This window comes from Nocardioides sp. SR21, from assembly GCF_022761125.1.
In the GTDB taxonomy this organism is placed as follows: Bacteria; Actinomycetota; Actinomycetes; order Propionibacteriales; family Nocardioidaceae; genus Nocardioides.
In genome coordinates this window covers 214,597-238,091 of record NZ_JAKWJR010000004.1, presented here as the reverse complement: position 1 = coordinate 238,091, position 23,495 = coordinate 214,597, and the positions used below count along the sequence as shown (strand labels likewise).

The window sequence follows — 23,495 nt, the reverse complement described above, 5'->3', positions numbered from 1 at the left end:
CTCTAGGGTGGGCGCCATGAGCACGCACATCGGCGCCCACCCCGGGGAGATCGCCCCGCTCGTCCTGATGCCCGGCGACCCGCTGCGCGCGAAGTGGATCGCGGAGACGTTCCTCGAGGAGGCGCAGCTCTACAACGAGGTGCGCGGCATGTACGGCTACACCGGCACGTGGAACGGTCACCGGGTCTCGGTCCAGGGCTCGGGCATGGGCCAGCCGTCCCTGGCGATCTACGTCCACGAGCTGTTCACGCAGTTCGACGTCCGGTCGGTCATCCGCGTCGGCTCGTGCGGTGGGATGAGCGAGAAGGTCGCGATCCGCGACATCGTGATCGCGTCCGGCGCCTGCACCGACTCGTCGATGAACCGGATCCGGTTCGAGGGCCTCGACTATGCCCCGGTCGCCGACTTCGGACTGCTGCGGGCGGCGTACGACGCCGGGGTCTCGACGGGCTCGACCAGCGGGGTCCACGTCGGGCTGATCTACAGCAGCGACTCGTTCTACGCCGCGCGACCCGAGCTGGCCGCCCGGATGGTCGAGTACGGCGTGCTCGCGGTCGAGATGGAGGCCAGCGCGCTCTACACGCTGGCCGCGCAGCACGGCCGCCGGGCGCTGGCGATCTGCACGGTCTCCGACCACCTGGTCACCGGCGAGGAGACGTCGTCGCAGGAGCGCGAGCAGACGTTCGGCGAGATGGTCGAGATGGCACTCGTCGCTGGGACCTCCGTCACGGACTAACCCGCGCCCCGAGGGCGTTCTCCCGGCGTGGAGATCCTCGACGCGGTGGTCATCGGCGCCGGCCAGGCCGGCCTGTCGGCGTCGTACCACCTGACCCGGCGCGGCGTCGCGCACGTCGTCCTCGATGCGGACGCATCACCGGGCGGGGCGTGGCAGCACCGCTGGGACTCGCTGACCATGCAGGACGTCCACGGGATCGCCTCGCTGCCGGACTCGGAGTCCCCCGCCGACGAGGCGGGCCGGGCGAACGTGGTCGTGCCGGCGTACTTCGGCGCCTACGAGCGCGCGAACCGGCTGCCGGTGGTGCGGCCGGTGCGGGTCGATCGCGTCGAGTCGGTCGGCGACCTCCTGGTCGTCCACGCAGGTGGGCGGAGCTGGACGACCCGCACGATCGTGAACGCCACCGGCACCTGGACCCAGCCCCACGTGCCGCACTACCCCGGCATCGAGACGTTCCGCGGCGAGCAGCTCCACACGGTCGGCTACCCCGGCCCGGACCACTTCCGCGGGAAGCGGGTCGTGGTCGTCGGCGGCGGCGCGTCCGGTGTGCAGCTGCTCGGCGAGATCGCGCCGGTCGCCGCCGACACCCTCTGGGTGACCCGGCGCGAGCCCGTGTGGCGCACCGACGAGTTCACGCCCGAGGCCGGCCGCGAGGCGGTGGCGCTGGTCGAGGAACGAGTACGCCGCGGCCTGCCGCCCGCCAGCGTCGTCAGCGTCACCGGGCTCGCGCTGCGCGAGCAGGAGCGGGTGGCCGAGCGGATGGGCGCCTACGAGCGGCGCCCGATGTTCGTGCGCGTCGAGCCCGACGGCGTGCGGATGCCCGACGGGTCGGTGTGGGCGGCGGACGTCATCCTCTGGGCGACCGGGTTCCGGCCCGCGGTCACCCACCTCGCTCCCCTGCACCTGCGCTCCGAGCACGGCGGGATCCAGCTGGACCGGGCCGGCACCACCGCGGTCGCGGACCCGCGGGTGCAGCTGGTCGGCTACGGGCCGTCGGCGAGCACGATCGGAGCCAACCGTGCCGGCCGCGCCGCTGCCGCGGGTGTGGCTCGCTGGCTGGGTCAGACCGAGAGCAGCGCCTCGAGCGCCTGACGGTCGGGCAGGTCGTCGGGCTCGACCAGGTCGCCGGTGCGCACGTAGTAGAACGCCGCGCGCACCCGCTCGAGCGGCACGTCGTGCAGCTCGGCCCAGGCCAACCGGTAGATCGCGAGCTGGAGCGAGTCGGCGTTGGCCGACCGGTTCGTCTTCCAGTCGACGAGCAGGTAGGAGCCGTCCGCCTCCTCGTAGACGGCGTCGATCCGGCCCCGGATCACCTGCCCGTGGACGACCAACGCGAACGACGGTTCGATCGCGGCCGGGACCCGGTCACCGAACGGGCCGTCCTCGAAGCGCTTCACCAGCTCGCGCAGGTCGGCGTCGTCGTCGACCTCGGCGTCCGCCCGGCCGGGCAGGTCGTCGGGGTCGAGCAGCAGCTGCTGGCCGAAGCGGGCCTCGACCCAGGCGTGGAAGCGGGTGCCGAACCGAGCCGCGGACGACGGCGGCCGCGGCATCGGCCGAGCCAGGTCGCGGGCGAACTCCTCGGGGTCGTCGCGCAGCCGGGCCAGCGACGTCGCGGACAGGCTGGACGGCAGCGGGACGGCGACCTCCGGCGCACGCTCCCGGGTCGCCTCGTCGAGCAGCCGCCGGATCTCGTCGTCCCACTGCTGGATCCGGTCGAGCAGCAGCATGTCCTCGACCTCGTCGGGTGCGGTCGGCTCGGCGGCGCGCACCCATGCCGCGGCCTCGCGACGCCGCTCGACCTCGGGCGTGTGGTGGGAGATCGGCCAGGGCAGGTCCGGCGAGGCGTCCGCGAACGGATGGGGCTCGCCCTTGGCGACCGGCTCACGCCACTCGTCGGGCTCGGCGCCCCAGCCGGCCATCGCCTCGCGGGTGCGGACGAGGTACGCCGACGGGCCGAGGCCGCCCTTGCGCGAGGCCGTCCAGCGCCAGCCGGAGACGAAGAGCTGGTGGCGGGCGCGGGTCCAGGCGACGTACCCGAGCCGGAGCTCCTCGAGCGCCTCGTGCTCCTTCGCGGCCTTGGCGCGCTCGGCGATGTCCTCGGGCGTGTGACCGCGCAGCTGGGGGATGTCGCGGGCGTCGCCGCGCAGCGCGGCGGGCATGACGTACGGCACCGTCAGCCAGCTGGACCGGCCGCGGTTGGTCGGGAACTTCTGCTCGGTGACGCCGACGAGGAACACGGCGTCCCACTCGAGGCCCTTGGCGCGGTGGACCGTCAGCAGCTTCACGGAGTCGGCCTCCGACGGGGTCGCGACGTCGAGGCCCTGCCCGAACTCGTCCTCCGCCTCGAGCCAGGCGAGCAGCGCGGCCAGCGTGACCTGGCCGTCGACGGCCTGGAACTCCGCGACCGCCTGCACGAACAGGTCGAGGTTCTCGCGCCGGGCGACCGCCGCCGGGCTGACCGACGAGGCGAGCTCGACGTCGATGCCGGTGGTGTCGACGATCCGGCGGACCAGGTCGAGGATCGGCTCCCCGATCGCGGTACGCAGCCGGCGCAGCTCGTCGGCCAGCAGCCGGAACCGGTCCAGCGCCTCGGCCGAGTAGTCGAGGTCGCCCGGGTCCTCGAGCGCGTCGCAGAGCGAGGGGATCTCGGTCGGGTCGGCGCCCTCGACCGCCGCGCGCAGCTGCGCCTCGAGGTCGGCGTACGACGCCCCGCCGCTGACGCTGCCCGCCAGCTCGCGGGCGCGCCGGCCCAGCAGCGCCAGGTCGCGCAGCCCGATCGCCCAGCGCGGGCCGGCCAGCAGGGTGAGCAGGGCGGCGTTCGCGGTGACGTCCTGTACGAGGGTCAAGGTGGCGACCACCTCGGACACCTCGGGCAGCCGGAGCAGGCCCTTGAGGCCGACGATCTCGACCGGGACCTCCCGCTCGCTCAGCGCGTCGAAGACCGCGGCGGCGTGCGCGTTGTCGCGGGTCAGGACGCCGATCTCCTTCCACGCGGGCTGGTCGGTGCGGGCCGCGATCGCGGCGTGCGCCTCGATCACGCGCTCGGCCAGCCAGGCGAGCTCGTCGACGTCGGTCTCGTGCACGATCGCGCGCACCTCGCCCGGCCGGGCATCCGGCTTGGGCTCGAGCGGCAGCAGGTCCGGGCGCTCGGCGTACAGCTGCGCGGCCAGGTGGTTGGCGGTGGCGAGGATGCGCTCGTCCGAGCGGCGGTTGACGGTGAGCGGGTAGGTCGTGCCGGGGCCGTCGTTCGCCGGGAAGTCCTGCGCGAACTCGAGGATGTTGGAGACCGATGCTCCACGCCACCCGTAGATCGCCTGGTTGGGGTCACCGACGGCGGTGACCGGGTGACCCTCGCCGAACAGCCGGCTGAGCATCAGCGCCTGCGCGACCGAGGTGTCTTGGTACTCGTCGAGCAGCACGATGCGGTACTTCGCCCGCTCGGCCTCGCCGACCTCCGGGCAGTCCTGGGCGAGCCGGGCCGCCAGTGCGATCTGGTCGGAGAAGTCCATCAGCCCCAGGTGCGACTTCAGGGCGCGGTAGGCCTCGACGAGACCGAGCAGCTCTGCGCGCCGGTCGATCGCGAGGATCGCCTTCTCGTTGCGCTCGCGGTAGGTCTTGCGGTGCTCGGTCGCCATCCCCTCCTCGAAGCGGGGGCGCTCGGCGGCGTCGTACGCCCGCACCTGCGCGGGGCTGACGAGGTGCTCGCTCATCTCGGCGTCGAGCGAGAGGAGGTACTGCACGACGTGGCGCGGGGAGTCGCTGAGCTTCTCGATCGGCGTCGTGTAGCGCTGCACGGCGCGGGCGGCGAGCTGGTAGCGGCTGGCGTCGGCGATCAGCCGGGTGTCGGGCTCGTGGCCGATGCGCAGGCCGTGCTCGCTGAGCAGGTTGGCAGCGTAGGAGTGGTACGTCGCGACCGTCGGCTCCTCGACCTCCTCGTCGTCGTCGGCGAGCGGGCGGGACCGGTCGGGCAGCAGCCCGGCCTGGCGCAGGCTCTCGCGGATCCGCTGCTGGAGCTCGGCGGTCGCCTTGGTGGTGAACGTCAGCCCCAGGACCTGATCGGGGCTGACCCGACCGGTCGCGACCAGCCAGACGACACGCGCGGCCATCACCGTGGTCTTGCCGGAGCCGGCGCCGGCGATCACGACAGCGGGCTCGAGCGGCGCGGTGATCGCGGCGAACTGCTGGGCGCTGAACGTGAAGTCCGCGCCCAGGACGTCGCGCAGCTGCTCCGGGGTGTCGATGGTCCTCAGCATCGCGGGGTCCTCGCGGGGTTGTTCACGGGGTTGTTCACGGAGGTGCGCAGCCGGGGGAAGTGACGAACTCCGCGGGGTGATCACGACAGCACCGTCCCGGACGCCTTGGCCGGGCAGACCGCCCAGAACGTGCAGCGGTCGCAGTGCGAGCCGGGACGGGCCGCGAACTCCTCGGCGCGCAGGGCCGAGGCGGCGACCTCCAGCTGCTGCTCGACCAGCCGGGGGCCGTCGCCGGCCGCAGGCGGCTGGTGCTGGACCTTGGGCAGGTCGTCGCCGAGGCGGAGCTGCACGAGCTCGGCGCCGCCGGAGCGGGCGGGCCGGCCGACCAGCTCGTCGGCGGCGCCGCTGTCGACCGCGAGCTGGTAGAGCCCGAGCTGGGAGTGCCGCTCGACCTCCGGCCCGGTCGGGGCGTACTTGCCGGTCTTGAGGTCGACGACCACGACGTGGCCGTCCTCGTCGAGCTCGAGACGGTCGGCGTACCCGTGCAGCCGGACCACCTGGCCGTCGGGCAGCGTGACCTCGGCCTGCAGCCGCGGCTCGGTCGCGACGACGGTGCGGGCGCCGGGCCGGCGGTGCCAGAGCAGGAACCGCAGCAGCGCGGCCTCGACCGCCTCGCGCTCGCGCGCGGAGGACCAGGGCGTGCGGAACTCCATCCGCCCCCAGACCTCGTCGACCATCTCCATCAGCGCCGGCATCGGGTCACCGGTGTCGAGCTCGCCGGACGCGACCCGCTCCGCGATCGCGTGCACGACCTTGCCGAAGCCCTGGCTCGCGGAGCTGACGACCTCTCCCCCGGCCTCGCGCTGGAGGAACCACTGCGCGGGACAGGTGAGCAGGCCGTCGAGCGCGCTCGCGGAGATCGTGAGCGGCGCGTCCTCCGGCCGCACCGGACGATCGGACCGGGTGGTCGCGCGCAGCCCCCACCAGGAGGCCGGGTCGGCGGTGGGCGCGAGCGGGCGGCCCTGGAGGTCGGTGTCGGCGAGCAGTCGCAGCCGGCGCGCGGCGGCGCGGCGCAGCGGCTCGGGCTGGGCCGGATCGGCGAGCGTGCGGCGCAGCTCGGCGACCAGGCCGGCCATCGACAGCGGCCGGCGCGGCCGGCCGACCCGGTGCTCCAGCGGGCGGCCGAGCTCGGAGAGGAAGCGCGACGGCTGCTCGCCCTCGTCGTCGGGCGACTGCACGGCGGTGACGACCAGCCGCTGGCGGGCCCGGGTCGCGGCGACGTAGAAGAGCCGGCGCTCCTCGGCCAACAGCTCGCGAGCCGACGTCGGCGGTCGGAGGAAGCCGTCAGCCACCTCGTCGGACCGAAGGAGCGTCGACCTCCTCCGCAGGTCGGGCCAGGCGCCCTCCTGCACGTGGGCGACCACGACCAGGCGCCACTCCAGGCCCTTGGAGCGGTGCGCGGTGAGGAGGCGGACGGCGTCGCCGCGCACGCCCCGGTCGGCGAGGGTGTCGGCGGGGATCTCCTGGGCGCGCAGGGTGCTGAGGAACGCACCGATGCTGGTGTGGCCGCGCTGCTCCTCGGTGCGCGCGGCGACCTCGAACAGCGCGCAGATCGCGTCGAGGTCGCGGTGCGCGAGCCGGGCGGCGTACCCGCCGGACTGGGTGGCCTGGCGCAGCCGGCGGCCCCAGTCGGAGCCGTCCCACAGCGACCACAGCACCTCCTCGGCCGTGCCGCCGTCGGCAGCCTCCTGGCGGGCCAGGGCGAGGAGCCGGGCGAGCCGGCGGGCGCGGCGGGACGGCTCGCCGTCGATGCCGTCGAGGGCGTCCGGGTCGAGCACGGCGCGGCGTACCAGATCGCGGGGGGCGGCCTCGGGGTCGCGGGCGCGCAGCGCTCGGGTCAGGGCTCGGACGTCGGTGGCGTCGAGACCGCCGAGGGGCGAGGTGAGCAGCGCCTCCGCGCGGTCGGCGCCCACGTAGTCGTCGTCGGTCGGGTCGTCGACGGCGGCGTCGACGACGACCGCGAGCGCGCCGAGCAGCGGCAGCACGGCTGGCTCGCGCACCAGCGGGGTCTCGTCGCTCGCGACCTCGACGGGTACGCCGGCCGCCGCGAGCGAGCGGCGCAGCGCGGGGATGCTGCCGCGACCCGAGCGGACCAGGACCGCCATGTCGGACCAGCGCAGGCCGTCCTCGAGGTGGGCGCGCCGGAGCAGGTCGGCGACGTGCTCGGTCTCGGCGCGGGCGGTGTCGAACGTGAGGACCTCGACGGTGCCGCGACCGAGCTCGTTGGGGGCGGCCTCGGGGTTGCGGAACGCGCCCCAGGCCTCGTGCGGGATCGCGCCGCTGATGCCGATCGAGGCCGCGACGGTGCGCGAGGCGCGCAGCAGCCGCGAGCCGAAGCGGCGCGTGGTGCCGAGCGCGACGACCGGGGCGGGGTCGCCCTCGCTGGTGCGGAAGTCCGCCGGGAAGTCGAGGATGCCGCGCACGTCGGCGCCGCGGAACCCGTAGATGGACTGGTCGGGATCGCCGACCACGGTGAGGTTGCGGCCGTCGCCGGCCAGCGCGCGGAGCAGCGCGACCTGGCTCGGGTCGGTGTCTTGGTACTCGTCCACGAAGACGTGGGTGAACTGGGCGCGCAGCTCGTCACGGTGCCGCTGCGCCTCGATCACGCCGCGGGCGATGAGGTCCGGGTAGTCGATCGCGGCCTGGTCGCCGAGGACGTCGAGGTACTGCGCCAGGAACAGCCCGGCGGCCTCGAACTCCGCGATGCCCTCGGCGCGCCCGAGCGCGACCAGGTCGTCGGGGTCGAGCCCACGCTCGCGCGCGCGGGACAGGATCGTGTGCACCTCGCGGGCGAACCCGCGCGTCCCGACCGCGGCCTTCAGCGCGTCGGGCCAGCGGACGGACTCGGGGTTGTCGGTCAGCAGCTCCTGGAGCACGACGTCCTGCTCGGGCGCCGACAGCAGGCGCAGCGGCGCGGCGTACAGCTCGGCGGGCGCGTAGCGCCGCACCAACCCGTAGGCGAAGGAGTGGAAGGTCGAGCTCAGCGTGGTCGCCATCGTGCGGCCGACGCGCGCGGTGACGCGGTCGCGCAGCTGCTCGGCGGCCTTGCGGGAGAACGTGAGCGTGAGGACCTCGTCGGGCCGGGCACCGCGGTGCTCGATGCGGTCGACGATCGCCTCGACCAGCGTGGTGGTCTTGCCGGTGCCGGGGCCGGCGAGCACGAGCAGCGGGCCGCCGGCGTGGTCGACGACGCGGCGCTGGTGCTCGTCGAGCTCCGGCACCGTGACGGCAGCGTCGGGACGGACCAGGTGGAAGGTCGTCGCCGGAGACGCAGTGGCCGTCATGTGGCTATTCGACCACCTGCCGCCGACAAGCCCCGACAATGGGCCGGTGAGCCAACGAACCGTCGCGATCCTCGCCTTCGACGACATGGAGGTGCTCGACTTCGCCGGGCCCTACGAGGTGTTCAACGTGGCCGGGGAGCTCGGCGAGGGCCATCCGTTCTCGGTGTTCTCGGTCGGCCTGACCCGCGAGCCGGCCGTCGGCCGCGGTGGGTTCACCGTGCTGCCGACGTACTCGATCGAGGACGCCCCGCCGCCGGACCTGCTGCTCATCCCCGGCGGCGCCGGCACCCGAGCGCTGATGACGAACGACGCGCTGCTCGCCTGGGTCAAGGAGCGGGCGGCGGAGGTCGAGCTGCTGCTGTCGGTGTGCACGGGCGCGCTGGTGCTCGGCGCGGCCGGCCTGCTCGAGCGGCGTCCGGCGACCACCCACCACGACGCGTCTGACGAGCTCGCGGCCATCTCCCCGACCATCGAGGTGGTGCGCGGACAGCGGTTCGTACGCAGCAGCGACACGGTCCTCACCTCGGCCGGGGTGTCCGCGGGCGTCGACCTCGCGCTGCACGTCGTGCAGCTGCTGGCCGGGCAGGAGACCCGCGACCGCACCGTCACCGAGATGGAGTGGATGTGGCAGTCGTAGCCCCCGGCCTGAGCTTGCGAAGGCCAGGACTCGGGCTCGAGGTCGAGTAGCCGCGCGAGCGACGGAGGAGCTCGCGACCGGCGTATCGAGACCGCCGGGTCTCGATACGCTCGCTACTCGACCAACGACGGCGGCTGCCTGTTGGCACGTCTCGCCATAGGCGCTGTCGGCGCGCGTCAGTAGCGTGCCCCCATGACCGAAGGCCCCCTGTCCGACGTACTCGTGCTCGACCTGACCCGCGCGCTGGCCGGGCCGCACGCCGCGATGATGCTCGGCGACATGGGCGCGCGCGTCATCAAGATCGAGTCGCCCGACGGCGACGACAGCCGCGGCTGGGGCCCGCCGTTCCTGGGCGAGGGCGAGGACCGCGAGTCGACGTACTTCATGTCGGCGAACCGCAACAAGGAGTCGATCGTCCTCGACCTGAAGTCCGACGACGGTCGCGACGTCCTCACGCGGCTGGTCGCGCGCGCGGACGTGCTGATGGAGAACTTCCGGGTCGGCGTGCTCGACCGTCTCGGCTTCACGGTCGAGCGGCTGCACGAGATCAACCCCGGCCTGGTGATCATGTCGATCACCGGCTTCGGCCACGACGGCCCGGAGGCGTCGCGGTCGGGCTACGACCAGATCGCCCAGGGTGAGGGCGGACTGATGTCGATCACCGGCACGCAGCAGCCGACCAAGGTCGGCGTACCGATCGCGGACCTGGTGGCCGGGATGTACGGCGCGTACGGCGTCGTCGCCGCGCTGCACGAGCGCAACCGCACCGGCGTCGGCCGCGTGGTCCGGACGTCACTGCTGGCCGGGATGGTCGGCGTGCACGCCTACCAGGGCACGCGCTGGACCGTGGGCGGCGAGGTGCCCGGCCTCGCGGGCGATCACCACCCGTCGATCTCGCCGTACGGCATGTTCGCCACGGGCAGCGCTCCGGTGCAGATCGCGTGCGGGTCCGAGGGCCTGTGGCGCGCGCTGTGCGGTGCGTTCGGCTGGGACGCCGCCGAGCCGGAGTTCGCGACCAACGCGCTGCGGGTCGCCAACCGCGGCGCCCTCATCGAGCGGATCGAGGCGCTGTTCGCCGACCGACCCGCCGAGCACTGGCTCGGGCTGCTGTCGGACGCCGGTGTCCCGGCCGGGATGGTGCGGTCGATGGACGCCGTCTACGGCTGGGAGCAGACGCTGTCGCAGGGGCTGGTGCTCGACGTCGAGCACGCCACGAAGGGCGACCTCAAGCTCCCCGGGTCACCGATCCGCTTCGACGACAACCCCTACTCCGGTGGGCGTTCCGAGCACCTCGCTCCCCCGACGCTGGGCCAGCACAACGAGTCCGTCCGGGAGTGGCTGGACTCGTGAGCCGCGACTGGCACACCTGGTACGACGCGTACGACGACCCGGGCTCGAGCCTGTCGCGTCGGCTCGCCGAAGTGCGCCACCAGCTCGGCTCGCTGCTCGCCGCGGCCGACGGGCCGGTCCGGCTGGTCAGCATCTGCGCCGGTGACGGCCGCGACACCCTGCCGGTGCTCGAGGGCGCACGCGTGTCGGGCGTGCTGGTCGAGATCGACCCCGAGCTCGCCGGGCGCGCCCGCGCGAACGCGCCCGCCGGGATCGAGGTCCGCACCGCCGACGCCGGCACGACCGCGTCGTACGCCGACGCCTGCCCGGCCGACCTGTTCCTCGCCTGCGGGGTCTTCGGCAACATCACCGACGACGACATCGCCCGGACTGTCGCCACCCTGCCGACCCTGCTGACGCACGGCGGTCACGTGATCTGGACGCGCGGCAACCGGGTGCCGCAGGACCCCACGGGGTACGCCGGCGACCCCGCCGACCTGGTCCGGGACCTGTTCGCGGACGCGGGTTTCGAGGAGGTCGCGTTCGTGCGGCCCGACGACGTGAGCTACCGCGTCGGCGTGCACCGGTGGCCGGGCCCTCCCGGACTGCCCGCGCCAGGGAGCCGGATGTTCACGTTCGTATGACGTCCCCGCCGGGCCAGCTGGCGTAGAGCGCGGCGTACCGACCACCACGTGCGACCAGCTCGTCGTGGGTGCCGAGCTCGGCGATGCCGCCGTCGGCGACCACCGCGATCCGGTCGGACTCGAGGATCGTCGAGAGCCGGTGCGCGATCACGAGCACCGTGCGGCCACGCATCACCTCGGTCATCGCGGTGGTGACCGCGAGCTCGGTGCCGGGGTCGAGGTCGGAGGTCGCCTCGTCGAGGATCAGCACCTCGGCCTCGAGCAGCGCGGCCCGCGCCAGCGCGACCAGCTGGCGCTGCCCGGCCGAGAGCTGGCTCCCGCCCTGGCCGGCGAGGGAGTCCAGCAGCGGGGTCAGCGCCTCGGTCGCGCCGATCAGGGCGACGGCGGCCTCCACGTCGGCATCGGTGGCGTCCGGGCGAGCCACGCGGATGTTGTCGCGCACGCTGCCGTCGAAGAGGTAGCCGTCCTGGGTGATCATCGCGATGCGGCGACGCAGCCCGGCGAGGTCGGCGTCGCGCAGGTCGGTGCCGCCGAGCAGGATCCGGCCGGCGGCCGGGTCGTAGAACCGCGCGACCAGCTTGGCGAGCGTCGACTTCCCCGCACCGGTCGCGCCGACCAGCGCGAGGTGCTCCCCGCGCGGGATCACGAGGTCCACGCCGGAGAGCACGTACGGCGCCTCGCGGTCGTACCGGAAGGACACGCCCCGCAGCTCGACGTCACCACCGGCGGGCAGCGTCGCCGTACCGCTCGGCAGGTCGCTCGGGGTGTCGAGCAGGCCGAAGATCTTGCGCAGCGCCGCGCCCGCGGACTGCACCTGGTTGAACAGGAAGCTCAGCGACTGGATCGGCTCGAACGTCAGCTGGAGGTAGAGCAGGAACGCGCTCAGCGTGCCGACGGTCATCTCGCCCTCGATCACCAGCCAGCCGCCGAGGCCGAGCGCGATGCAGCTCGACACGATCGGCAGCAGCTCCATCACCGGCAGGTAGAGCGCCTGCACCCACACCGAGCGCACGTTGGCGTCGTACTGCCGGTCGTTGCGCTCCGAGAACGCCGCGAGCATCCGGTCCTGCTGGCCGGTCGCCTGGATCTCGCGGACGCCGCCGACGCCCTCGACCAGCGTCTCGACGGTCTCGGAGACGCGGTCGCGCAGGCCGAGGTAGGCGCGCTGGGAGTTGCGGCGGAACCACACGGTCGCGATCGCGACGAGCGGTGCGACCAGGAGGCAGGCGAGCGTGAGCTTCCAGGACAGGACGGTCAGCGCGACGGCGAGGAGGAACAGCGTCAGCAGCGCCTGGACCAGCTGGACCATGCCCATCTCGACCAGCAGCTGCAGCGCGTCGATGTCGGAGGTCATGCGGGTGACCAGCTGGCCGGCCGCGGTGCGCTCGAAGAACCGCGGCGGCATCGAGAGGATGTGGGAGAAGACGCTCTCGCGGAGGTCGCGCACGAAGCGCTCGCCGATCCGCGCGACCAGCCGCGTCTGGACCCGGACCAGCACCAACGCGGTGACCCCGATGCCGAGGAACAGCAGGCTGGCGCGGGTCACCACGTCGAGGTCCGGCGACGTGCCGGTCAGGCCGTGGTCGATCGCGTAGCGCAGGATCCACGGCCCGGCGAGCGTGGCCGCGGTGGTCAGCACGAGCAGGAACGCGACCGCGACGAGCCGGCCGCGCGACGGGCGCAGCAGCGCCCAGATGCGACGCGCCATCAGCTCACCAGCTCGACGTCGGTGTCGGTCTCGGGGTTGTCGGCCTCGTCACGGGCGAGGACCCGGCGGTACAACGCGGATCGGGACAGCAGCTCGGCGTGCGTGCCGTGGTCGACCAGCCGCCCCTCGTGCAGCAGCACGACGCGGTCGGCGAGCTCGATCGTCGCGGCGCGGTGCGCGATCAGCAGCGTCGTACGGTCCTTCGTGACCTCGGCGATCGCGTCGCGGATCTCGACCTCCTTCACCGCGTCGACCGCGCTGGTCGCGGAGTCCAGCACCAGGACCCGGGCCGGCGCGAGGATCGCCCGGGCGATCGCGATCCGCTGGCGCTGGCCGCCGGAGAGTCCGGAGCCGCGCTCACCGACGAGCGCGTCGTAACCGTCGTCCAGCAGCGAGATGAAGTCGTGGGCGCCGGCGACGCGCGCGGCTGCGCGCACCTCGTGCTCGCTGGCGTCGGGCGCGCCGAACCGGATGTTGTCGGCGATCGTGCCGGTGAACAGCAGCGAGTCCTCGAAGACGACGGCGACCGCGGAGCGCACGTCGTCGAGCGCCACGTCGCGCACGTCGACGCCGTCGATCAGCACGCGCCCCGCCGACGGGTCGGTGAGCCGCGGCACCAGCGAGACCAGCGTGCTCTTGCCCGAACCGGTCGCGCCGACGACCGCGACGGTCTCGCCGGCGCTGACGGTCAGGTCGAGGTCGCGCAGGGCCGGCTCGTCGGAGCCCGGGTACGCGAACGTCACGCCCTCGAACCGCAGCTCGCCCTCCTCGTCCGGCAGCGGCACCGGCGACGGCGGGTCCGCGATCTCGGGCTCAACCTCGAGCAGCTCGCCGATCAGCGAGGCGCTGACCAGCGCGCGCTGCAGCTGCGAGAGCGTCATCCCGACCAGGCGCAGCGGACCGACCAGCATCAGCACGTAGGCGTTGAACAGCACCAGCTCGCCGAGCGTCAGGGTGCCGCGCTCGACGAACACCGAGCCCAGCCACAGGGTCGCGACCAGGCCGAGCGCGGGCAGGAAGTCGAAGAGCGGGAGGTACGTCGCCCGGATCCGGGTCAGCCCGATCGCGGCGTCGTACACCCCGGCGGCGCGGCCGCGCAGTCGCGCCAGCTCCGGCTGCTCGGCCCCCAGGCCCTTGATCGCGCCCATCCCCGTGACCGACTCCTGCACGACGCCGGACAGGTCGGCCAGGCGGTGCTGGAGTGCCTCGGAGCGCGGGCCGAGCCGCTGGGTGAAGCGCACCGCGACCACCAGGATCAGGGCCGTCGGGCTCAGGGCGACCAGCATGAGCGGCACGTTGATCAGCGCCAGCAGCACGATCGCGCCGAGCAGCATCACGATGCTCGAGAGCAGCATCGGGATGCCGATGAACGGCTGCTGGATCTGCAGCAGGTCGGAGCCGGTCCGCGACACCAGCAGCCCGGTGGGCGTCGTGTCGTGGAAGCCGAGGTGCAGCCGGTACAGGTGGGCGACCAGCCGCTGCCGGATGTCGCGCTCGACGAGGTAGGCGAGCAGCTGGGCGTACCACCGGCGCAGTCCCGCGATCAGCGCGCCGGCCAGGCCGACGCACGCGAGCAGCGCGATGTTGGCGTACAGCGCGTCCCGGTCCCCCGGCACCACGCCCTGGTCGATGGTGCGCGCGACCAGGGCGGGCACGGCCAGCTTGGACGCCGACCAGAGCAGGCCGGTCAGGATCCCCGCCGCCGCCACCCGGCGGTGCGGCCGGACCGCGACCCTCAGGACGTGCCAGCCGCGGCGGGTGTCGGGCTCAGCCGAATCAACCACACTTAACTATATTGATTAACTCGACTTAACGACACGCACCGTCCACCTGATGGCGGGACTTCTCAGGCTCTCCTGTCACTTCTCAGGCGTTGCAACGCCCGAGAAGTGACGGTTTCACCGGTGCACCGGTGAAACCGTCACCACGTCTCAGCCCAGGTCGACGATCGCGGCCACCGGGCCGCCCCCGTCGGGGCCCTGGTGCGCGGCGGAGACCGAGACGAAGACGGCCGGGTCGCCGGTGACCGCGGCGGTCACGCCGCCGACGGCCGACTTGATCTGGCGGTGCCAGTGCACGTCGGAGTCGTCGAGCATCGCGTTGCGGCGGCCGCGGACGACGCCGTCCTGCGAGACCTCGCACTTGAGGAACACGTTGACCAGCCGGCCGTCGAGGTCGGAGGTGTGCGGGCGCTCGGGCAGGTCGAGCCCGGCGGAGCGGATCGCGTCCCAGATGCCGTCGGCGTCGAGGGCGTCGTTCATGACCGAGTGGCCGATCCGGTAGCGACCGCCCACACCGGCGGCGTTGCCGACCACGACGACCTGCGCCTGGTCGAGCTCCACACCGGACGAGCAGGAGGCGACCGCGGAGTACAGGTCGCGGTTGTGCATGACGTCCGCGTCGGTCGGCATCTCGATCTCGCCGAGCGCGACCGCGATGCCGAGCGCCGTGCACCCGTTGGAGAGGTCCATCGACTCGTGGGTGTGCTCGGTCCACACGGTCTTGCCGCGCGACTTGGCGTCGCGGATCGTGTGCACGGTTAGCAGCGGGGTCTTGGTCTGCACGTAGTGGACGTCGGCGACGTCGGTGATGCCGGCACGCTCCATGGCGACCTTCACCGCGTCCGCGACCTTCGCGACCATCGCGACGCGGCCGATGTCCTCCGGCTGCAGCACCTCGCTCATCGCGAAGCCGACGGTCAGCCGCGGCTCCTCGGACGGGACGACGTGCTCGGGCGGGATGGTCGCGAAGATCGTCGCGTGCGGGCTGATGACACCGTCGGTGCCGCCGGACCAGACGATCGGGACCTGCTTCACCGCGTCGGCGTCCGCGCCCTTCTCGACCAGCACCTCGCGGAACGCCCGGTCGGCGATGATCCGCGTGTAGTCGTTGACGCCGCCGTTGCCCTCGGTCTTGCCGATGATCGCGATGACGCGGTCGGCCTGCATCACGCCGTCGTCGATGAGCTTGGCGAGCTCGCTGGCGTCGGCGACGGAGTGGATCGGGACCTTGCGTACTTCGATGGCGTCAGGCATGACGTTCCTTCTCCCTAGTTGGGTACGACGACGGTGCCGGCGTCTCCGGCGATGGCGGCGGTCAGGTTCTCGAGGTCGGTGATGACGGCCCGGGTGCCGCCCTGCTCGACGAACCGGCAGGCGGCGTCCACCTTGGGTCCCATCGAGCCGGAGGCGAAGTGCCCCTCCGCGGCGTACGCCCGCAGCTGGCCGACGGTGACGGTGCCGAGCGACTCCGCCTCCGGCGTGCCGTAGCGCAGCACGGCGTGGGGCACGTCGGTGCCGATCACCAGCACGTCGGCGTCGACGGTGCGCGCGAGGAGCGCCGCGCCGAGGTCCTTGTCGATCACGGCCTCCACGCCGCGCAGGCGGCCGTCGGCCTCGCGGACCACGGGGATCCCGCCGCCGCCGTTGGCGATCACGACGAAGCGCGCGTCGACCAGCGCGCGCACCGCGGCCGCGTCGAGGATCTCGAGCGGCTCGGGCGAGGCGACCATGCGCCGCCAGCCCTTCTCCCCGCGGTCCTCCCAGACCTGGCCGTGCTCCTGCAGGACCTCGACCTCGGCGGCGGGCAGGAAGCGCCCGATGGGCTTGGTCGGCTTCGTGAAGCCGCTGTCGTCCGCGTCGACGCGGGTGCGGGTCACCACGGCCGCCGTACGCCGGTCGACGCCGCGCCGGGCGAGCTCGACGTCGAGCGCGTCCATCAGCACGAACCCGAGGGTCCCCTGCGTCTGCGCGCCGCACCAGTCCAGCGGCACCGGCGGGACGATCGCGGCGGCGATCTCGTTCTTGACCAGCAGGTTGCCCACCTGGGGGCCGTTGCCGTGGGTGATCACCACGTCGACGTCCTGCTCGAGCATCGAGGCGACCGCGGCCATCGCGACCTCGGCCGCGCCGATCTGGTCCTCCGGGCGGGCCCGGCCGGCGTTCGTCATGGCGTTGCCGCCGAGCGCGAGCAGGACCCTCATGCGACGAACCTAGTGACCACGGAGGCGCGGTTCTTCGGCAGGAGTTGCCAAGAGCGGCGGCCTCAGGCGAGCACGAAGTACCGGAGCCATACGTAGAACCAGGCGACGACGAGCGACGCGAACGTCACGACGACGCCGTACCTGGTGAACTTCCAGAAGCTGATCGGCGAGCCCGCCTTGGCCGCGATCCCGAGCACGACGACGTTCGCCCCGGCCGCGACCGCGGTCGTGTTGCCACCCAGGTCGGCGCCGAGCACGAACGCCCACCACAGCGGGCTGCCCGACCCGTCGTTGGGCGATGCGGCGACCATGTCGTCCACGATCGGAACCGTGGCGGCGGTGTAGGGGATGTTGTCGACGAACGCGCCGACGACCGCCGAGCCGAAGAGCAGCACCGTCGAGGCGAGCAGCTCGTGCTCCCCCATCGTGTCGGCCGCCCACCGGCCGACGTCGCCGATGACCCCGACCTCGACCAGTCCGCCGACGAGCACGAACAGCGCCATGAAGAACGCCAGCGTGGTCCACTCGATCTCGGCGAGGAACTCCTCGGGCGTCGCGCCGGCCACCACGACCATCGCGCCGGCGCCGAGCATCGCCACGATCGACGGGTCCAGGTGCAGCACGGTGTGCAGGCCGAAGGCGACCATCACGACCGCGAGCACCACGAGGCAGCGGACCAGCCGCCGCACGTCGGTGATCGCGTCGCCCGGGCGGATGTCGTGCACGTCGTTGAGGGTCTCGACCGCGAGGTCGCGGCGGAACAGGAACCGCGCGAGGAAGACCAGGCCGACGATCAGCACCACCGAGATCGGCAGCGAGTGGATCAGGAAGTCGTTGAACGTCAGCCCGCCCCGGCTGGCGATGATGATGTTGGGCGGGTCGCCGATCAGCGTGGCGGTGCCGCCGATGTTCGACGCGAACACCAGCGTGATCAGGTACGGCGTCGGCGAGAGCCCGAGCCGCGCGCACACCGAGAGCGCGACCGGGGCGACGAGCAGCACCGTGGTGACGTTGTCGAGCACCGGGGACAGCCCGGCGGTGATCAGGATCAGCAGCGTCATCAGTCGCGCCGGCCGGCCGTGCGAGGTCTTCGCGGCCCAGAGCGCCAGGAACTCGAACAGCCCCGTGTGCTTGAGGATCCCGACGATCACCATCATCCCGAAGAGCAGGAAGATGACGTTCCAGTCGACGCCGGTGTGCTTGTCGAAGAACGCGCTGTCCGCGTCGACCAGCCCGATCACCGTCATCGCGGCGACGCCGCCGAGTGCGGCCGCGACCCGGTGCACCTTCTCGGTGGCGATGAACGCGTAGCTGATCGCGAAGATCGCGATCGCGGCGAGCAGGACCGTGTGGTCGCTGAGGGGGATCATGTGGCGGCTCCGCTCCGGATCTGGCCGTACCACCCGGCCAGGCGACCGGACTCGCTGACCGCCTGGAGGCGGCGCTCCACCGCGCCGTGGTCCGCACGAGCGGCCGCGACGAGGACGTGGTCGCCGGCGCGCAGCACGGTCGCCGGGCCGGGCGTGAAGAGCTCGCCGTCGCGCAGCACCAGCGAGATCGCCGACCGCCGCGACAGCCGGAGTTCGGCGATCTCGACGCCGGCCAGCCGGGACTCGGGTCCGACGGAGAACTGCAGCAGCGCGGCGTCGAGGCTCTCCAGCGGCGCCGACTCGATCGCGACCGCGCGGGGCCGGTGCTCCTCGGCCGCTCCGAGCCGACGCGCGACCCAGGGCAGCGTCGGGCCCTGGAGCAGGGTGAACACGACGACGAGCAGGAACACCACGTCGAAGATCCGGTCGGCTCCGGGCAGCCCGGCCGCCATCGGGATCGTGGCGAGCACGATGGGCACGGCGCCCCGCAGCCCGGCCCACGAGATGAAGACCTGGTCCCGCCACGGCACCCGGAACGGCGTCGCACAGGCGAACACCGAGAGCGGCCTCGCGACCAGGGTCAGGGCGCCGCCGACGACGAGGGCGTACGGCAGCGCGTCGGCCAGCCGGCTCGGGCTGACCAGCAGGCCGAGCATCACGAACAGGCCGATCTGCGCCAGCCACGCGAGGCCCTCGACGAAGCCGGCGGTCGTGGCCCGGTGCGGGAGGCGGGAGTTCCCGAGGGTCAGGCCGGCGACGTAGATCGCCATCAGCGCGCTGCCCCCGGCGACGCCGGCCACCGCGAAGGCGAGGAAGGCGATCGCGAGCGTCGCGACCGGATACAGCCCGGACGCCGGCAGCGCGCTGCGCACGAGCAGCCACCGGCCCGCCCGCGCCACGAGGAAGCCGACCGCGACCCCGAGCACCAGCTGGTAGCCGATCCGGGCGAGGATGCCGAGTCCGTCGGCGTCGGTCCACGCGCTGGAGGCGACGACGGTCACCAGGATGATGACCGGAGGGTCGTTGAACCCCGACTCCGCCTCGACGGTCGCGCGCAGCCGTCCCCGGATCGGCAGCCGGCGCAGGACGGCGAACACCGCCGCTGCGTCGGTCGAGGACGCGACCGCGCCGAGCAGGATCGCCGTACGCACGTCGACGTCGAGCACGAGGTAGACCAGCGAGCTCGTGACCACGACCGAGATGCCGACGCCGACGGTCGCGAGCACGCCGGCCAGGGGCGCGACGGGGCGGACGGTGCGCCAGTCGGTCGTGAAGCCGCCCTCCGCGAGGATGACCGCCAACGCGACGGCCCCCAGGACCTGGGCGAGCTCGGCGTCCTCGAACTGGATGCCGAGGCCGGCCTCGCCGACGACCAGCCCGATCGCGAGGTACAGCAGCAGGCTCGGCAGCCCCGCGCCCGTCGACACCCGCACGGCCGCGACCGCGACCAGCAGCAGCCCCGCTCCGACGAGCAGGACCAGGTTCAGCTCAGTCGGGTCCATGGAGCGAGACGCCCACCTCGACGAGCTCCAGGTCGACGACCTGGACGCCGTGCGCGTCGACCGCCTCCCCGACCGCGCGGCGCAGCGGCCGCGCCGTCCTCGCGACCGAGTGGGTGAGCTCGGCGGCCGACCACCCCGAAGCAGACCGGGCGATCGACTCCTCCGCGGCCAGCTCCGCCGCCGGCCAGGGATCGGCGTACCTCGTGCCCACGACCGGCCGGGGAAGGGTGACGGTCGCTTCGGCCAGCACGAGCACGGGCACGCCGTCCCGGGTCGTGGTCCGCGCATGGAGCGGTACGCCGTGCAGATCGTCGGGCTCCTCGACGAACCGCTCCACCGCGGGTAACCGCCAGGCCACGCCGGAGGTGTGCAGCCGACGCACCACACCCCGACGGACGACGGCCACCCACCGGCCACGCGGCACGCGGCGGACGAGGGGCGTCGAAGCGGTCATGCCTCGAGTCTTGGTGGTGCGTGGCCCGCGTTGAATGGGGTCCAGCACCCATCTGTCGCGCGCCACCCGCGTGCGAGGCTGGCGGCGTGCGGTTGTACTGGAAGGTGGTGCTCATCAACGGCGCCGTGCTGGTCGCGGCGACGCTGGTGCTGGTGTTCGGGCCGGTGAGCGTCTCCCGGCAGCCCGCCGCGTCCGAGGCCGCCGTCCTGCTCCCCGGCCTCGCGGTGATGCTGCTCGCGAACGCCCTGCTGCTGCGCTCCAGCTTCCGCCCCGTCGAGAAGGTCGTCGCGGAGTACGACGCGATGCTCGAGCGGCTCGAGGACGAGCGGGCGGCCAGCAACGCCAAGGCGCTGGCCGCGCAGGAGCAGGAGCGGCACCGGATCGCGCAGGAGCTCCACGACGAGGTCGGCCAGCAGCTGACCGTCGTGCTGCTCGGCCTGAAGCGGATCGAGCAGCAGCTGCCTCCCGACCTGGGCGAGGAGCTCGCCACCCTCCGCGAGAGCGTCAGGGAAGGGCTCGACGACGTACGACGGGTCGCCCGCCAGCTGCGGCCCGGCGTGCTCGAGGACCTCGGGCTGGCCAGCGCCCTGGCGTCGCTGGCCAGCGACTTCGCCGCGCAGAGCCCGGCGGCCGTGCAGCGTCAGGTGGCGCCCGGCCTGCCCCCGCTGTCGCCCGAGTCGGAGCTCGTCGTCTACCGGGTCGCCCAGGAGGCGCTGACGAACGCGGCGCGGCACTCGGGAGCCACGTCGGTCGTGCTGTGCCTGTCGCGGGTCGGCGGGAGCGTGGTGCTGGAGGTCACCGACGACGGCCGCGGCTTCGACCCGACGATCGCCGGCGCGGGCCTGCGCGGCATGCAGGAGCGGGCCCGGCTGGTCGGCGCCGACCTGACGATCTCCAGCACCCGCGGCGCGACCGTCGTCCGCCTGGCCGTGCCGGTGGCGGCATGACGGCCGCCCGGATCCTGCTCGCCGACGACCATGCGCTGGTCCGCCGCGGGGTCCGGCTGATCCTCGACCAGGAGCCCGACCTCACCGTGGTCGCCGAGGCCGGCGACGGGGCCGAGGCGGTGCGGCTCGCGCGCGAGGTCGAGGTCGACCTCGTCGTGCTGGACATCGCGATGCCCCGGATGACCGGCCTGCAGGCGGCCCGTGAGATCGGGCGGCGTACGTCCCGGGGAAGCGCACCGAGGATGCTGATGCTCTCGATGCACGACAACGAGCAGTACTTCTTCGAGTCGCTGCGGATCGGCGCCAGCGGGTACGTGCTCAAGTCGGTCGCCGACGAGGACCTCGTCGGTGCCTGCCGGGCGGCGCTGCGGGGCGAGGCGTTCGTCTACCCGGGCGCGATGAGCGCGCTGGTGCGTGACTACCTGGACCGCAAGCGGCGCGGCGAGCGGATGCCCGAGACCGTGCTGACCGAGCGCGAGGACGAGGTGATCAAGCTGATCGCCGAGGGCTTGTCGTCGAAGGAGATCGCCCAGGCGCTGACGATCAGCGCCCGCACGGTCGACCGGCACCGCGAGAACATCCTGGCCAAGCTGGGGATGCGCGACCGCACGCAGCTGACGCGGTACGCGATCCGGGCCGGGCTGATCGAGCCCTGACGCTCAGCGTCCGCCGGCGACCCGCAGCGTCGTGCCCGTGACGTACGACGCCTCCTCGCTCATCAGCCAGGCGATCGCGTCCGCGACCTCCGCGGGCTCGCCGGCGCGGCCGAGCGGGACCAGGGGGCCGACCCGGTCGATCCGGCCGGGCTCGCCGGCATCGGCGTGGATCGAGGTCCGCACGATCCCCGGCGCGACCCCGACCACGCGGACGCCGTCACCGGCGACCTCCTGCGCGAGCCCGACGGTGAGCGTGTCGACGCCGGCCTTGGCGGCGGCGTACTGCACGTACTCCCCCGGCGACCCGAGCGTCGCGGCGCCGGAGCTGACGTTCACGAGCACGCCGCCGCGGCCGCCGTACGACGTCCCCATCGCGCGGACCGCTGCGCGGGCGACGAGCAGCGCGGACGTCAGGTTGAGGTCGACGGTCGCGGCGATGACGTCGGGCGGGGTCTCGGCCAGGCGACCGATGTGCAGGGTGGCGCCGGCGTTGTTGACGACGCCGGTGACCGCACCCGCCTCCGCGAACAGCCGGTCCACGCCCTCGGGATCGGTGAGGTCGACGCGCACGACCGTGCAGCGGCCACCGGCGTCCTCGACCGCGAGCCGGGTCTCCTCCGCCGCCCGGTCGTCGCGGGCGTACGCCAGCACCAGCTCGTGGCCGTCCCGAGCCAGTCGGAGCGCGGTGGCGGCGCCGATCCCGCGAGTGCCACCGGTGATGAGCGTCAGGAGTCGGTCAGGCATGGCTCGAGTCTCTCAGCCCCAGCACAGTCGGGCGCGCGTGCGGCGAGAACGCGCGAAGTGCCCCAGAACTGGGTATCTCCGCACCGATCGCCGCAGGTCGCCGGTCGACCGACCGATCGACCCTGCATGACGACCATGACGCCGACCACGCCGACCACGCACCGGATCCTCACCGTGCACGCCGACGTCGACCTGCCGATGCGGTGCGCGATCCTCGACGCCGTCGAGCAGGCGCTCAAGAGCCAGGGCGTCCAGAGGGTCTGGATCGACCCTGACCACCCGTCCGAGCTGGTCGTGCTCGCCGAGCTCGACGCGCTCTGACGTCGCGCCCGGCCCTCAGGCGAGCTCGAAGTCGTCGAAGTCGAAGCCCGGCGAGACCAGGCAGCTGACCAGGGCGTCGGCAGGCGAGGGCAGGGTGCGCTGCCAGGTGCCGGCCGGCACCAGTGCCTGCGGCTCGACCACGTCGACCGAGACCGCGGTCCCGTCCCCGGGCCGGTCACCGGTGCCGCCTAGCTCGAGCGTCACCGCACCCTGGTTGGCGATCCAGACCTCGTCGGAGGACACCCGGTGCCAGGCCGAGGACTCGCCCGCCGGCAGCAGGAAGTAGATCAGCGTCGCGGTGGGCCGGACCCGGCCGTCGGGCAGCGTCACCGACTCGGGCGACCTCCAGGTCTGGCGGTACCACCCGCCCTCGGGGTGCGGCTGGAGGTCGAGCGCCTCGGCCAGCGGCGGACGGGTCACGACGCCACCCCGTGCAGCCGGGCGTGCAGCCCGCGCACCTCGGCCTCGAGCTCCGGCGCCGGCCCGTCGACTGGTACGCCGGGTGCGACGTCCTGGATCGCGAGGGGCCGCACCGGCCCCGGGGCGACACCCCACTCGGTCAGCCAGCCGACCAGCTGCGTGGTGGACGCGGCGTACACGATCCGGCCGAGGCCGACCCACGCGTGCGCCGCGGAGCACATCGCGCAGTGCTCGCCGGAGGTGTAGACCGTGCACGCCTCACGCTGGTCCTGTGGCAGGTTCTCTCCCGCCCAGCGCGCGATGTCGAACTCGGGGTGCCGGGTCTGGTCGCCGTCCTTCACCCGGTTGCGGTCGGCGTACAGGACCTCGCCCACGCCGGACACCAGCACCGACCCGAACGGCTCGTCGCCGTCCTCGAGCGCCTCGCGCGCCAGCTCCACGCAGTGCCGCAGGTGCACCAGGTCCGTCTCGGAGAGCGTCATGTGCCGAGTCTGCCCCAGGCGGCGCT

General features: G+C 73.3%; 20 protein-coding genes. 8 read left to right on the top strand and 12 right to left on the bottom strand.

Annotation, left to right across the window (positions count from 1 at the left end):
* Positions 1-16 precede the first annotated feature (16 nt).
* Complete coding sequence (gene deoD, locus MJ604_RS09480; protein ID WP_243058096.1) at positions 17-736, top strand: purine-nucleoside phosphorylase; 720 nt, start codon at positions 17-19, stop codon at positions 734-736.
* A gap of 27 nt (positions 737-763) precedes the next feature.
* Positions 764-1,828 (top strand): NAD(P)-binding domain-containing protein, encoded by a 1,065-nt coding sequence (locus MJ604_RS09475; protein ID WP_243058095.1) that lies wholly within the window; start codon positions 764-766, stop codon positions 1,826-1,828.
* Here the strand turns inward: MJ604_RS09475 and MJ604_RS09470 are convergent.
* Both MJ604_RS09470 and MJ604_RS09465 read right to left on the bottom strand, forming a co-directional pair.
* Positions 1,798-4,989, bottom strand: coding sequence for an ATP-dependent DNA helicase (locus MJ604_RS09470; RefSeq protein ID WP_243058094.1), 3,192 nt, complete (start codon positions 4,987-4,989; stop codon positions 1,798-1,800). The two genes, MJ604_RS09475 and MJ604_RS09470, sit on opposite strands and share 31 nt — an antisense overlap.
* A gap of 80 nt (positions 4,990-5,069) precedes the next feature.
* A complete protein-coding gene (locus MJ604_RS09465; protein WP_243058093.1) occupies positions 5,070-8,273 on the bottom strand; it encodes an ATP-dependent DNA helicase in 3,204 nt (1,067 codons plus the stop codon).
* Between the two features lie 46 nt (positions 8,274-8,319).
* Between MJ604_RS09465 and MJ604_RS09460 the strand changes: the two genes are divergently transcribed.
* From MJ604_RS09460 to MJ604_RS09450, 3 genes are all read left to right on the top strand, one after another.
* Positions 8,320-8,910 carry a DJ-1/PfpI family protein gene (locus MJ604_RS09460; protein ID WP_243058092.1) on the top strand — a complete coding sequence of 197 codons (591 nt, stop codon included), beginning with the start codon at positions 8,320-8,322 and terminating at the stop codon, positions 8,908-8,910.
* A 192-nt stretch (positions 8,911-9,102) separates the two neighbouring features.
* Entirely contained in the window at positions 9,103-10,260 is a 1,158-nt protein-coding gene (locus MJ604_RS09455; RefSeq protein WP_243058091.1) for a CaiB/BaiF CoA-transferase family protein, read from the top strand.
* A complete protein-coding gene (locus MJ604_RS09450) occupies positions 10,257-10,883 on the top strand; it encodes a class I SAM-dependent methyltransferase (RefSeq protein WP_243058090.1) in 627 nt (208 codons plus the stop codon). Before MJ604_RS09455 ends, MJ604_RS09450 begins: the two co-directional genes overlap by 4 nt.
* On the opposite strand, the gene MJ604_RS09445 is transcribed toward MJ604_RS09450, so the two are convergent.
* From MJ604_RS09445 to MJ604_RS09415, 7 genes are all read right to left on the bottom strand, one after another.
* Positions 10,870-12,591 carry an ABC transporter ATP-binding protein gene (locus tag MJ604_RS09445; protein ID WP_243058089.1) on the bottom strand — a complete coding sequence of 574 codons (1,722 nt, stop codon included), beginning with the start codon at positions 12,589-12,591 and terminating at the stop codon, positions 10,870-10,872. The genes MJ604_RS09450 and MJ604_RS09445 overlap by 14 nt on opposite strands.
* Positions 12,591-14,375 (bottom strand): ABC transporter ATP-binding protein, encoded by a 1,785-nt coding sequence (locus MJ604_RS09440; RefSeq protein ID WP_243058088.1) that lies wholly within the window; start codon positions 14,373-14,375, stop codon positions 12,591-12,593. Before MJ604_RS09440 ends, MJ604_RS09445 begins: the two co-directional genes overlap by 1 nt.
* 147 nt (positions 14,376-14,522) lie before the next feature.
* Positions 14,523-15,626 (bottom strand): ring-opening amidohydrolase, encoded by a 1,104-nt coding sequence (locus tag MJ604_RS09435; protein WP_243058087.1) that lies wholly within the window; start codon positions 15,624-15,626, stop codon positions 14,523-14,525.
* A 14-nt stretch (positions 15,627-15,640) separates the two neighbouring features.
* Entirely contained in the window at positions 15,641-16,573 is a 933-nt protein-coding gene (locus MJ604_RS09430) for a carbamate kinase (protein WP_243058086.1), read from the bottom strand.
* A 62-nt stretch (positions 16,574-16,635) separates the two neighbouring features.
* Complete coding sequence (locus MJ604_RS09425) at positions 16,636-17,943, bottom strand: SLC13 family permease (protein WP_243058085.1); 1,308 nt, start codon at positions 17,941-17,943, stop codon at positions 16,636-16,638.
* Positions 17,940-19,445, bottom strand: a complete 1,506-nt coding sequence (locus MJ604_RS09420) for a potassium/proton antiporter (RefSeq protein WP_243058084.1) — start codon at positions 19,443-19,445, stop codon at positions 17,940-17,942. Before MJ604_RS09420 ends, MJ604_RS09425 begins: the two co-directional genes overlap by 4 nt.
* Positions 19,432-19,899 (bottom strand): hypothetical protein, encoded by a 468-nt coding sequence (locus MJ604_RS09415; RefSeq protein WP_243058083.1) that lies wholly within the window; start codon positions 19,897-19,899, stop codon positions 19,432-19,434. The genes MJ604_RS09420 and MJ604_RS09415 overlap by 14 nt, the downstream gene beginning before the upstream one ends.
* A gap of 86 nt (positions 19,900-19,985) precedes the next feature.
* Between MJ604_RS09415 and MJ604_RS09410 the strand changes: the two genes are divergently transcribed.
* Entirely contained in the window at positions 19,986-20,846 is an 861-nt protein-coding gene (locus tag MJ604_RS09410) for a sensor histidine kinase (RefSeq protein WP_243058082.1), read from the top strand.
* On the top strand, positions 20,843-21,502 hold the full coding sequence (locus tag MJ604_RS09405) for a response regulator transcription factor (protein ID WP_243058081.1): 660 nt from the start codon (positions 20,843-20,845) through the stop codon (positions 21,500-21,502). Before MJ604_RS09410 ends, MJ604_RS09405 begins: the two co-directional genes overlap by 4 nt.
* A gap of 3 nt (positions 21,503-21,505) precedes the next feature.
* Here the strand turns inward: MJ604_RS09405 and MJ604_RS09400 are convergent, their stop codons facing one another.
* Positions 21,506-22,246 (bottom strand): SDR family oxidoreductase, encoded by a 741-nt coding sequence (locus tag MJ604_RS09400; RefSeq protein ID WP_243058080.1) that lies wholly within the window; start codon positions 22,244-22,246, stop codon positions 21,506-21,508.
* A gap of 126 nt (positions 22,247-22,372) precedes the next feature.
* Here MJ604_RS09400 and MJ604_RS09395 point away from each other — a divergent pair, with 126 nt between their 5' ends.
* The gene (locus tag MJ604_RS09395; RefSeq protein ID WP_243058079.1) at positions 22,373-22,567 is read left to right on the top strand and encodes a hypothetical protein; all 195 of its coding nucleotides are present in this window, start codon (positions 22,373-22,375) and stop codon (positions 22,565-22,567) included.
* Positions 22,568-22,582: 15 nt separating this feature from the next.
* Here the strand turns inward: MJ604_RS09395 and MJ604_RS09390 are convergent, their stop codons facing one another.
* Together MJ604_RS09390 and MJ604_RS09385 are read right to left on the bottom strand one after the other, a co-directional pair.
* On the bottom strand, positions 22,583-22,987 hold the full coding sequence (locus MJ604_RS09390; protein WP_243058078.1) for a cupin domain-containing protein: 405 nt from the start codon (positions 22,985-22,987) through the stop codon (positions 22,583-22,585).
* The gene (locus MJ604_RS09385) at positions 22,984-23,469 is read right to left on the bottom strand and encodes a nucleoside deaminase (protein ID WP_243058077.1); all 486 of its coding nucleotides are present in this window, start codon (positions 23,467-23,469) and stop codon (positions 22,984-22,986) included. Before MJ604_RS09385 ends, MJ604_RS09390 begins: the two co-directional genes overlap by 4 nt.
* Between the last annotated feature and the right edge of the window lie 26 nt (positions 23,470-23,495).